We start from the raw sequence: 11625 nt of genomic DNA, 5'->3' as shown, positions 1-11625 counted from the left end.
TGTACCCAAAACCCTCTACTTTCGTACCAGATACAGAGAAATGTCCATCCTCTTGGCTCATTCATCTGAGATATGGAACTAAAAAATCCTTGAAAAATAAGGAAAAAAGACTTGACTATATAGGGAGGTAAAAATAAAATGATAAAAGACATAATGAAAGATCCATTGTTTCTAGCACAGAAATCAACAGATGCAACAAAAGCAGATCAGCAGGTAGTAGTTGATCTGTTAGATACACTAAGAGCTAATTTAGATCATTGTGTTGGAATGGCAGCAAATATGATCGGCGTTAAAAAGAACATTATCGTAGTAGCAGTTGGGCCATTTCAGTTTGCAATGATCAATCCGAAGATTACAAAGAAATCAGGCGTATTTGAGACAGAAGAAGGATGTTTATCTTTGGATGGAGTGAGACCTTGTAAGAGATATAAGGAGATAGAAGTAGATTATCTGGACCAGGATTTTAAAAAACAGCATGGAAAATATTCTGGATGGACAGCACAGATCATACAGCATGAAATTGATCATTGCAAGGGGATTGTGATATGATTGAATTACAAACAATGAATGAAATACCAATTTATACGATCATAAAAATAGAAGCAGAAGAAGCAGAAATTCCAATGTTAACTTTTTATGTAAAAGAAGATTCTATGGATGAACCAGAAGAGATTTCAATGGAAGAATTAACAGCTTATGACAGGAATCTAGGGATTGGAGATCAGGTAATAATCGGTCCAGATGAAACTTTGTTTCCGCTAGATATGGCAGAGAATCTTGGAATGTTTGACGAAATCGATCCGTTAAGCCAGATATCAGAAACAGATCCCAGACAATGGCAGATGGAATGGATGGATAATTATATGGATGCGTTAGAAGAACTGGATGATTCTACAACTAGGGAATAAGCCAAAATTCATGAAAATCTTTTCTGTGCATTTCAGGTAATAGATTGGAATGGTGATTTTTCTCCATGGAAGTTACCTGCTGCCTTTGGAGATCGAACTAGAACATAGGAACAAATTTTGCGCAATGATCCTAAGGTAAAGCAAACAACATTAGAATTTAACAGCGGCGGGCATTTTGCTGATGCCCAAAAGAGATTAGCGAAAGCTGTCAAATGGTTATTAGAATGTACTTAAGAGAGGCTTCCAATGAATAATAAAACCATAAATTATTATAACAAATACACAAAATCATTCATACAAGCAACAAGATCCGTAGACTTTACAAACATACAAAATAAATTTTTATCTTATCTTCCATCGGGCGCATTCATCTTAGATTTTGGGTGCGGTTCTGGTCGTGATACAAAATATTTTCTAAAGCGAAACTATAATGTAACGGCGATTGACGGATCCGAAGAGATTTGTAAGGAAGCCTCAAAATATACAGGAATCAAAGTAAAACAAATGTTGTTTGAAGAATTAAATGACCAGAATATTTATGATGGAATCTGGGCATGTGCATCAATCCTTCATTTATCAAAAAGTGATCTTTTTCTTGTATTTCATAAGATGAACAAAGCATTAAAAGAAAATGGAATCATTTATACATCATTTAAGTATGGTGAATTTGAAGGGGAGAGAAATGGGCGTTATTTTACGGATTTTACAGAAGATTCATTGAAAGAATTTATCTTGCAGATCCCTCAATTACAGATCAAAGAAATATGGACAACAGGAGATGTCAGAGAAGGACGAGGTGATGAACGATGGTTGAATATCCTGATTTGCAAGGGAAAAATATCTTAGAAATTGAACCAAAATATTATAACAATTTAAATATTGATGGATTTTCTAAAATGATGAAAAGTCCATCCTATTGCTATAAATTTTATTGGCTGGAAGCAATCATACAGTTAATCTCTGAGGGAAAAACAGAATCGACATTTGATGAAATCATAGATGAGATGATCACAAATGCATGGTATTCTGTAAGAGAGTTCCATATTCACTTAAGTGGAATGCCACTGGACGGGCAGATCAAGGATGGATTGGAGAGAGCAGTTCTTTTGCTAACAGAGCTTAGTGAATTATCAGCGAATGCTTCGAAAGTAGAGATTAATATGATACCCGTATATGATTCCGCACGTCGACAAGGATATGAAATATGGGATTATTCATAAGGATTTTAAAAGGGCAGAAGAATATGTGGTCAGAAAAACAAAGAAAATATCAGAAGAATATATGTAGTAAATTAATGCTAGCTATTTTGTTACTCGCAAGTGTCATAACACTTACAGCATGTAGATCATCAAATATAAAAGAAACAACAAAACAAACAGATCATAAGACAAAAAAGTGGGAACCATTGGTGATAACAAAGCGAGAAAAAGCTCAGGCACAAAAAGAAGTTAAGCAAATTTCAGACATTTGTCAAAACATAAAAATCAATGAGAATAAAGTTACAAAAAAAGACTTACAAACGCTATATGATACATTAACATCCAAAGGTTATCCTGTTGCCCAGATTGGGGAAGAAAAACATAGTACAAAAAATGCACCAGTAAAATTCAAACCATCCAAGACAAGTCATGGTGAGAAATTGAAAACATTTTATGAAAAAACAAAAGCTGGAAAACCAACAACGATAACATTGTTACAGCAAAATAGTTCCGGAGGATTTGCAAATATCCGATTACAAAGCAACAATGGAAAGACAGAAGGAATTTTGACAACGATCTATAAAGAAGATGGTAAATTTTCTATGAGTGAAATGGTAAAGTATCAAGTGAAAAAACTGGAATTGAATGAAAAAAATATTATGACTTTGGAATTTTACTTATCCGATCAAGCAGAATTACAGACGGATGGTACGATGGAATTTCAATGTAATTGAATGTTAAATTTTCGCCATTCGTTGCATAGAAATGCATCAAACAGCAGATAATACCATCATAAAAATTTCCAAAGTAGAAAGGAACTTATATCATGGTATTAAAAGAGACAGAAAGAACAGCAATTGAAAACCTAAGAACACAGGAGAAAAGCTGCATAGAAAAGTATCAAAAATACGCACAGCAGGCGATCGATCCAGAACTTAAAAATCTTTTTGAACAGTTACACAAAAAAGAGCAGACACATTACGATTCACTCACACAGGTCTTAGATGGAACAGTACCGTCAAGTGACTGCAATGACAGTGATGGAAGAGACTATGAACCAAGAGCAATCTATACAGCAGCGAGCCAGTCCGAAGATAAGATGCATGATGCATTTCTTGCAACTGATGCAATTGGAACAGAGAAATTGGTTTCCGGAGAGTATAATACAAATGTATTTATGTTTGGTGACAGTGATCTTAGAAAGTTGATGGCAGACATTCAGGTAGAAGAACAGAATCATGCCGAAATGCTATATAAATATAAGACAGCAAACGGAATGCAGTAATGCAATAGATATATGATAATTTTAAAGGACTCAGGAGCCGTGGACTTCTGAGTCTTTTGTTATCATTACAAAAACATCAATAATGTATGGATTGGATAAGATATGAAAATATGATAGAATTAATACAAATAAAGTACTATACAAGAGAGGACATATAAAAAGATAATGAAGACAGAGCATCATACATTAACAAAGACTTGGGTTGTAGCAGCGCTGGCAAGTTTATGCTGTATTCTATGGGGAAGTGCTATTCCGATGATCAAGACAGGATATCGACTGTTACAAGTAGATACGACAAACACAGCCAGTCAGATCGTATTTGCAGGAATAAGATTTGCGTTGGCAGGACTTTTCGTCTTGATTTTTGCTTCTATACGGGAAAAGAAAGTGACACTGCCCGATGGAAAGATTCTAAAATATGCAGTTCCTGTCTGCCTTGCTCAGACTGTTGGACAGTATTTTTTCTTTTATATCGGCGTGGCACATACATCTGGAGTGAAAGGTGGAATCATTACAGGTTTAGGAAATTTTATCGCAATCCTAATGTCATGTTTGATCGTACGAAATGAAAAACTAACGGGAAGAAAATTAACAGGATGCATCTTAGGATTTGCAGGAGTTGTCGTGATCAATCTTCTTGGGAATTCTTTGGATTTCGGCTTTACGATGATGGGAGAAGGATTCGTTTTGATTTCACAGTTAGCCTATGCAACATCCACGATATTGATCAATTACTATTCAAAAAAAGTATCACCAGTTATATTAAGTGGAACTCAGTTTTTTATTGGTGGAATTGTATTATTTTTAATCGGAAACGCAATGGGTGGACATTTAGATCATGTAACAGTTGGTGGAATTACGGTCGTGTTGTATCTTGCATTGGTATCTGCAGTTGCCTATACACTTTGGTCTGTATTACTTGCATATAATGATGTGTCAAAGGTAGCAATCTTTGGATTTGTAAATCCATTATGCAGTGTAATCTTGTCAGCATTGGTATTGGGAGAAGTCAAACAGGCATTTAATATTGGAAGTCTGATTGCACTCGCACTTGTATGTGTTGGAATTTATATTGTAAATGCAAAGAAAAATAACAAATCAAATGTTGAGTAAGGAGGAAAACATTATGAGATATGAAATTTTAGGTGAAACACTTCCAGTAGTTGTCTGTTATCTGGAATCTGGAGAAAAAATGGTTACAGAAGGTGGAGGAATGTCTTGGATGTCTCCAAATATGAAAATGGAAACAACTTCGAATGGAGGAATAGGAAAGATCTTTGGAAGAGCGTTTTCAGGAGAAAAGATGTTCCAGAATGTTTATACCGCACAAGGCGGAGAAGGGATGATCGCCTTTGCTTCATGCTTCCCGGGATCCATCAAGGCATTTGAAATTGCACCTGGACAGGAAATGATATTACAAAAAAGTGCTTATCTTGCCGGTGAGAATGGAGTTGAGTTATCTGCATTCTTTAATAAAAAGATCGGAGCTGGATTATTTGGCGGAGAAGGTTTTATTATGCAGAAAGCATCTGGCCATGGTATCATGTTTGCAGAATTTGATGGTCATGTTGTGGAATATGAATTAGAGGCTGGAGAGCAGATTGTTGTAGACACTGGACATTTGGCCGCGATGACAGCAAGTTGTACGATGGAGATCAAAAGTGTTCCGGGTGTAAAGAATATGTTGTTTGGTGGAGAAGGAGTGTTTAACACAATACTTACAGGTCCTGGGAAAGTATGGCTGCAAACAATGCCGATCAGTAATGTAGCTGGAGTATTAAGCCCATATTTTCCAAGCTCTAGTAAATAGAGAAAAATATGAATAGGCTAAGGAATGGGGAGTGATCAATATGGCCTTTTTTGATTATGATCGAAATGGGAAAAAAGATTGGAAAGACAATGCCAGAGAATATTATCTTTATAACAAATTGAAAGAAGATGATGCATCGAAGCATAACCGAGAAAAGGAAGAGTGTTTTTTATTTATGTTTTGTATGATGTGGTTCGCTATGATGATTGATTCATTATGCAAATAGAGGAGCATAGAACGATGACAAAGACAAAGGCTTATATTGCGATCGACCTCAAATCATTCTATGCTTCTGTGGAATGTAAGGAGCGAAATCGCGATCCTTTAACGACAAATCTTGTGGTTGCAGATCAAAGCCGGACGGAGAAGACGATCTGCCTTGCGGTATCTCCATCGCTGAAAATCTATGGAATACCAGGCAGACCACGTTTGTTTGAAGTCGTGCAAAAGATTAAAGAAGTCAATAATACCCGCAGGTGGAAAGCTTTAAACAGAACATTTACAGGTTCGTCGGATGACAGCACAGAATTAAATGCAAATCCGGCATTGAAGGTTGATTATATTGTTGCCCCACCACGTATGGAATACTATTTGGAATATAGTTCCAAGATTTATAATATTTATCTGAAGTATATTGCGCCAGAAGATATTTTTCCGTACTCAATTGATGAAGTATTTATAGATGCAACAGATTATCTGAATACTTATCAGATGACTGCAAGGGAACTTGCCATGACTATGATACGAGACGTTTTAAAAACAACGGGAATTACAGCAACCGCCGGAATCGGAACGAATATGTATCTGTGCAAGATTGCGATGGATATCGTAGCAAAGCATATTAAACCGGATAAGGATGGCGTAAGGATCGCCGAATTAGACGAAATGTCTTACCGTAGGAAACTATGGAATCACAGACCGCTTACGGATTTCTGGAGAGTAGGCAAAGGCTATGCGAAGAAGTTGGAAGAACACGGTCTTTTCTCAATGGGAGATGTTGCAAGATGTTCCGTCGGAAAGCCAAATGAATTCCATAATGAAGAACTGCTTTATAAGATGTTTGGGATCAATGCGGAACTGCTGATCGATCATGCCTGGGGCTATGAGCCTTGTACGATGGAGCAAGTCAAAGCGTACAAACCGGAAACCAACAGTGTATGCTCCGGGCAAGTACTTCACTGCCCCTATGACTTTGATAAAGCAAAGTTAGTTGTAAAAGAAATGACTGATCTTATGACACTTGATCTGGTAGATAAGAGCCTTATTACTGACCAGATCGTATTGACCGTAGGTTATGATATAGAAAATCTAACGGATCCAGACAGATATAGGAAGTACAAGGGATCTGTTACGATTGATCGGTATGGGAGGAAAGTTCCCAAACATGCTCACGGAACAACAAACCTAAAAAGGCAGACATCATCTACCATGCTGATCACAGATGCAGTGATGGAATTATATGATCGGATCGTGGATAAAAATCTGCTGATCAGAAGAATCAATATCATAGCGAACAAGCTCGTGGATGAAAGTTTTTCAAAGGAAGAAGAAACGTATGAGCAGCTTGATCTTTTTACAGATTATACGGTAAAGGAACAGGAACAAGCCGAAGAAGAGGCTGTTTTAGAGCGTGAGAAACGGATGCAACAGACAATGCTCACAATCAAAAAGAAGTTTGGGAAGAACGCTATCTTGAAAGGAATGAACCTTCAGGAGGGAGCAACAGCAAAAGACCGTAATGAGCAGATCGGCGGACATAAAGCATAGAAAGTAAGTATTCAGTGTCAATGGAGGAATATTATGAAGGATCAGTGCAATCATAAATACGATGATATTATCAATCTGCCGCATCCAACTTCAAAGAAGCACCCTCGTATGTCACTTTATGCCAGGGCAGCACAGTTTTCGCCTTTTGCGGCACTTACCGGACACGAAGCAGCTATTAAAGAAACTGTAAGACAAACAGATGCAAAACAGGTGTTGAGTGAAGAAGTTATAGCAGAATTAAATAAAAAGTTATATCTGATTGCTGAAACGATCGGTACACAGCAAATGGTTGAGATCACGTATTTTGTACCAGATGCTAAGAAAGATGGGGGAGCATATATTACCTGTTCTGGTTGTGTAAAGAAAATTGATAAATATAAACATACAGTTGTTATGACTGATCAGACGATCATCCCTATTGAACAGATAAGTGATATAGAGGGAGAAATGTTTGAAGAATAGTAATGGTGCCTGATTCGATCAAAAAATCAGGCACCATTGCTGTTTCATAAAAATCTACATACTCTGATGGAATGTACGACGAATCTTTTCTTTTGTTCCCGCAAGATATCCCATATAAACCGCCTGAACAGCTTCTTTCGCATTTTTTGCAGGTTTTGAAATATCAACACCATAAGATGCAGCCATTTCTTTCATTTTAGAAAGGGCACGGATCTGCTCAGAAATTTCTTCACGCAGACGGATGCGGTCTTCTGTCATAGGTCCATCTTCAAAGTCTAAATCTTTTTGTTTTTCTTCGATCAAGTGGTCGATTCCATAAAGAGCAACACGACGGTAGTCTCCAATAATACGTCCACGTCCATAAGCATCAGGAAGTCCTGTTAGAAGTCCAGCAGTTCTTGCAAGACGGGTACGTTTTGGATAGGCATCAAAAACCCCTTCATTGTGTGTTTTTCTGTATTCATTAAAATGGCGGTCGCTCTCTTCATTTAGTTTATAACCATATTGTTCCAGTGACTGGTGCGCCATACGTTTACCGCCATATAGATTGACAATACGTTTTAGGGGTGCATCTGTCTGAAGTCTAACGATCACCTCATTTTCTTTATCAATATATCCAGGTGCGAAGTTCGTGATACCAGAAATGATATCTGTCTCAACATCTAAAACGCCTCCTTTTTTCAATTCTTCAGCAAGCAGTTCTTCACATTTATTCCAGACTTTTTTTGTTTTCTGAGATACATCAGCTAAGAAAGAGTCATCTCCTTCATAGAGAGTGTAGTTTTTCTGTATAAAATTTCTTACATTGATTTCTTTTGTCCAGACACCATCGTTGAATCCATTCCATTCGTTTAACATGATTTTTCCTCCGTAAAATAAACATGATTAAAATAGGTTTGTTGTAACATCTCTGTTTTCTTTTTATCCATGGCAGGTACACCTTCTAAAGAATAAGGAATATCCATAACTTTATATTTGTTGGTACCAAGTAAATGATAGGGAAGCAGCTCAACTTTCTTTACATTAGGAATCGTTTGAATATAAGCTTTTAACTGATCCATATGATCTTCGCTGTCAGTAATTCCTGGAACAACGACATGGCGAATCCATATCTTAGTCTGATGTTTTTTTAAAGCATTCAAAAATTCTTCAAAACGATCCATTGATCTTCCTGTCATTTTTTCATAATCCGTTTTATGGATGTGTTTCAGATCAAGAAGAACAAGATCTGTATGATTTAAAATCTCATCATAATCAGAAAGTCCATAACCTGCAGTGTCGATGCAAGTGTGAATGCCTTCATTCTTGCATAGTTTTAAAGTCTCTTTTAAAAAATCAGGTTGTAATAAAGGTTCTCCACCAGAAAAAGTAACACCACCATCTTCTTTAAAATAAGGTTTAAATCGTCGGATCTTTGCAACGAGTTCTTCCGGTGAGTATTCGGTCCCGCCAGATAATTCCCAAGTATCAGGATTATGGCAGAAACAACATCTTAGAGCACATCCTTGTAAAAAGATAACGGTTCGTATCCCTGGTCCATCAACCAGACCCATGGATTCGATGGAATGGACATGACCAACTGTCATAATATTCCTCCTTATGGATGATACGTACTTAGGACAAATACGTAAAAAGTTAACAGGATCAATATCTGAACGATGAAGCGTTGTAAAAATAGAATAAAAAAACGCCGCACGTCCAGACAGATTGCCCAGACGGTCGGCGATTAATGATCATACTTCCATGTGGTTAATTCCACGTGCTCCGTCAGTTATATGACCTTATGGCTATAAGATACTATAGAAAATGAGATTCATCAACCCCTTAATTTTGTCGAAAAGCTTCACAAATTGTACAAAAAGTGATACAATATGATTATCAAAACAACTTAAAGGAGGATATGCCTATGAAGCTAGAGAAATTGCAGTTCGTTGTAGAAGATGGAGTTGGTATCATCACAATGAACTATATGAAGAATCTTAATGCAATTGATGATCAGATGGCAGACGAGTTGATGTACGTAGTAGATACTTGTGAGAATGACCCGAATGTGAAAGTTGTTGTTTTAAAAGGAATGCCAAAGGCATTTTCAGCAGGAGGAGACATTGGATACTTCTATAACCTGATCCAACAAGGTGGAGAAGTGAATATGGATTCTCTGATCAGTAAAGTTGGCAATGTAACCGATGGTCTGAAGCGTATGAGTAAGCTTGTGATCTCAAGTGTAAGTGGAGCGGCAGCAGGTGCAGGAGTAAGTCTTGCATTTTCGGGGGACTTTGTTGTATGCGCAGACAATGCGAAGTTTATTATGGCATTTGTGAATCTTGGACTAGTTCCAGATACCGGTGGAACGTACCTGTTTGTTAAGAGTCTTGGAATTCAGAAGGCAATGGAACTGTGTGTTACAGGAAGACCAATGAAAGCACAGGAAGCAAAAGATGCCGGAATGGTATATGATGTAGTTCCAGCGGAGGAATTAGATGATACCGTTATGAAACTTGCTAAGAAATTTGCTAGTGGACCATTACTTTCTTATAAGAATATCAAGAAACAGATTTATCAGGCAGGGCTTGCTGATTATAAGAAATACCTGGATGAATGTGAGATTCCGACACAGCGTGAATGTGCGGCATCTTCTGATTTTATAGAAGGAGTCAAAGCTTTTATGGAGAAGAGAAAGGCTGAATTCAAAGGAGAATAAAGCCAGGATCAAACCATGAACATAGAAGGGAGGTCACGCCTTTGAAGTCAAAAGTTGTAACAAGAGAGGAAGCGCTCTCAAGAATTCATGATGGACAGACGATCATGTTTGGAGACTGGCATGGAGAATTTGCAGCAGATGAGATCATTGATGGAATGTTAGAAAAAGGAATCAAAGACATTGATGCGATCGCTGTATCTGCTGGAATGGCGGATCAAGGAGTCGGAAAGCTGATCAAAGATCACAGAGTTAAGAGTTTGATCACAACACATATTGGGTTGAACCCGATCGCCAAGGATCAGATGTTTGCAGGAGAACTTGCGATAGAATTTAGTCCGCAAGGAACCTTTGCAGAAAGAATCCGTTGTGGTGGAGCAGGCTTAGGTGGCTGTCTGACACCAACAGGACTTGGTACAGAAGTAGAAGAAGGTAAACAAAAACTAACGATCGATGGCAAAGAATATCTTCTGGAATTACCATTGCGTGCAGATGTTGCTTTAATCAAAGCAACGAAAGCAGATACTGCAGGTAATATTTCATTCCGAATGAATTCCAGAGCAACAAACAGTACGATGGCTATGGCTGCTGATACGGTGATCGTTGAAGTCGAAGAGATCGTGGAAGTGGGTGAACTAGGACCAGAAGAGATCGATGTTCCAGCACCTGTGATTGATATGATCTATGAAAGAACCGGTGAGAAACGACCAATGTGTCCAATGTGGCAGCGAGCCAAAGCAAAAGCGGAAGGAGGTCAGTGATATGGCAGGATTGACAGGAAGAAAGCTGATCGCATCACGATGTGCAAAGTTTTTTAAAGATGGAGATTTTGTAAATCTTGGTATCGGAGTTCCGCTGATGTGTGTAAATTATCTCCCAGAAGGTGTGGATCTGTGGCTGGAAGCAGAGATCGGAACCGTCGGAAGTGGACCAACCCCAAGCTGGGATAAAGTAGATATTGATGTTATTGATGCCGGCGGACAGCCTGCATCTGTGATCAAAGGTGGAAGCGTGTATGATCATGAGATGTCTTTTGCATTTATACGTGGCGGACATATTGATGCAGCAGTTCTTGGTACACTTCAGGTAGACCAAGAAGGCAATATCGCTAACTGGACGATTCCAGGGAAGATGGTGCCAGGAATGGGTGGTGCCATGGATCTGTGTGCCGGAGTGAAGAAGATCATCGTAGCAACAGACCATTGTGAAAAGAGTGGAAAGTCTAAGATATTAAAGAAATGTACACTTCCTTTGACGGGAGTTCATTGTGTAACAGATATCGTAACAGAACGTTGCTATTTTGAAGTTACAAAAGATGGTCTCGTGTTAAGGGAACTTGCAGAAGGATATAGTGTAGAAGATATCCTTGCATGCACAGAAGCTGATGTGATCGTACCGGATGAAATTGGTGTTATGAGCTGATAATAGACGCAGGAAAGCATATAGAAAAACAGCACTGTACAGGAATAAAATTCCCAATGCAGTGCTGTTTTTAT

General features: G+C 38.0%; 16 protein-coding genes and 1 riboswitch. Of the genes, 14 read left to right on the top strand and 2 right to left on the bottom strand.

The window, feature by feature from the left end; all coding sequences use genetic code 11:
• Positions 1–138 precede the first annotated feature (138 nt).
• The 11 genes from KE503_RS08985 to KE503_RS08925 all read left to right on the top strand — a co-directional run bounded on the left by KE503_RS08985 (position 139) and on the right by KE503_RS08925 (position 7431).
• Positions 139–549 (top strand): peptide deformylase, encoded by a 411-nt coding sequence (locus tag KE503_RS08985; RefSeq protein ID WP_118739299.1) that lies wholly within the window; start codon positions 139–141, stop codon positions 547–549.
• Positions 546–908: a hypothetical protein gene (locus tag KE503_RS08980; RefSeq protein ID WP_212385039.1), complete on the top strand. Its 363-nt coding sequence runs from the start codon at positions 546–548 to the stop codon at positions 906–908. Before KE503_RS08985 ends, KE503_RS08980 begins: the two co-directional genes overlap by 4 nt.
• A gap of 246 nt (positions 909–1154) precedes the next feature.
• Positions 1155–1754 carry a class I SAM-dependent methyltransferase gene (locus tag KE503_RS08970; RefSeq protein ID WP_212385038.1) on the top strand — a complete coding sequence of 200 codons (600 nt, stop codon included), beginning with the start codon at positions 1155–1157 and terminating at the stop codon, positions 1752–1754.
• A complete protein-coding gene (locus tag KE503_RS08965) occupies positions 1715–2128 on the top strand; it encodes a hypothetical protein (RefSeq protein ID WP_249183017.1) in 414 nt (137 codons plus the stop codon). Before KE503_RS08970 ends, KE503_RS08965 begins: the two co-directional genes overlap by 40 nt.
• A complete protein-coding gene (locus KE503_RS08955; RefSeq protein WP_212385037.1) occupies positions 2113–2841 on the top strand; it encodes a DUF6070 family protein in 729 nt (242 codons plus the stop codon). Before KE503_RS08965 ends, KE503_RS08955 begins: the two co-directional genes overlap by 16 nt.
• A gap of 92 nt (positions 2842–2933) precedes the next feature.
• A complete protein-coding gene (locus tag KE503_RS08950) occupies positions 2934–3392 on the top strand; it encodes a spore coat protein (protein ID WP_008390960.1) in 459 nt (152 codons plus the stop codon).
• A 165-nt stretch (positions 3393–3557) separates the two neighbouring features.
• Positions 3558–4505, top strand: coding sequence for a DMT family transporter (locus KE503_RS08945; protein ID WP_055197118.1), 948 nt, complete (start codon positions 3558–3560; stop codon positions 4503–4505).
• Positions 4506–4518: 13 nt separating this feature from the next.
• Complete coding sequence (locus KE503_RS08940) at positions 4519–5202, top strand: TIGR00266 family protein (protein WP_249183016.1); 684 nt, start codon at positions 4519–4521, stop codon at positions 5200–5202.
• A gap of 40 nt (positions 5203–5242) precedes the next feature.
• The gene (locus tag KE503_RS08935; RefSeq protein ID WP_212385035.1) at positions 5243–5428 is read left to right on the top strand and encodes a hypothetical protein; all 186 of its coding nucleotides are present in this window, start codon (positions 5243–5245) and stop codon (positions 5426–5428) included.
• A 14-nt stretch (positions 5429–5442) separates the two neighbouring features.
• A complete protein-coding gene (locus KE503_RS08930) occupies positions 5443–6969 on the top strand; it encodes a Y-family DNA polymerase (protein WP_212385034.1) in 1527 nt (508 codons plus the stop codon).
• Between the two features lie 33 nt (positions 6970–7002).
• Complete coding sequence (locus KE503_RS08925) at positions 7003–7431, top strand: hypothetical protein (RefSeq protein WP_212385033.1); 429 nt, start codon at positions 7003–7005, stop codon at positions 7429–7431.
• A 54-nt stretch (positions 7432–7485) separates the two neighbouring features.
• Here KE503_RS08925 and KE503_RS08920 read toward each other — a convergent pair whose 3' ends face one another.
• On the bottom strand, positions 7486–8289 hold the full coding sequence (locus tag KE503_RS08920) for a pyruvate formate lyase family protein (RefSeq protein ID WP_330621961.1): 804 nt from the start codon (positions 8287–8289) through the stop codon (positions 7486–7488).
• On the bottom strand, positions 8283–9017 hold the full coding sequence (gene pflA / locus KE503_RS08915) for a pyruvate formate-lyase-activating protein (RefSeq protein WP_212385032.1): 735 nt from the start codon (positions 9015–9017) through the stop codon (positions 8283–8285). The genes KE503_RS08920 and pflA overlap by 7 nt, the downstream gene beginning before the upstream one ends.
• Before the next feature lie 116 nt (positions 9018–9133).
• Positions 9134–9216, bottom strand: a riboswitch (ZMP/ZTP riboswitch).
• Positions 9217–9337: 121 nt separating this feature from the next.
• On the opposite strand from pflA, the gene KE503_RS08910 reads away from it, so the two are divergent.
• From KE503_RS08910 to KE503_RS08900, 3 genes are read left to right on the top strand one after another with little or no spacing between them, the layout of a single operon-like run.
• Complete coding sequence (locus tag KE503_RS08910; protein WP_009265898.1) at positions 9338–10132, top strand: enoyl-CoA hydratase/isomerase family protein; 795 nt, start codon at positions 9338–9340, stop codon at positions 10130–10132.
• 41 nt (positions 10133–10173) lie between these two features.
• Positions 10174–10890 carry a 3-oxoacid CoA-transferase subunit A gene (locus tag KE503_RS08905; protein ID WP_008390819.1) on the top strand — a complete coding sequence of 239 codons (717 nt, stop codon included), beginning with the start codon at positions 10174–10176 and terminating at the stop codon, positions 10888–10890.
• Between the two features lies 1 nt (position 10891).
• Complete coding sequence (locus tag KE503_RS08900) at positions 10892–11551, top strand: 3-oxoacid CoA-transferase subunit B (RefSeq protein WP_009202892.1); 660 nt, start codon at positions 10892–10894, stop codon at positions 11549–11551.
• Positions 11552–11625 lie beyond the last annotated feature (74 nt).

Origin of the sequence: Anaerostipes sp. Marseille-Q3525 (genome assembly GCF_018223505.1) — a bacterium.
In the GTDB taxonomy this organism is placed as follows: Bacteria; Bacillota; Clostridia; order Lachnospirales; family Lachnospiraceae; genus Anaerostipes; species Anaerostipes amylophilus.
Note: the sequence above shows the minus strand (reverse complement) of the source record. Positions and strands in the feature narration are given on the sequence as shown.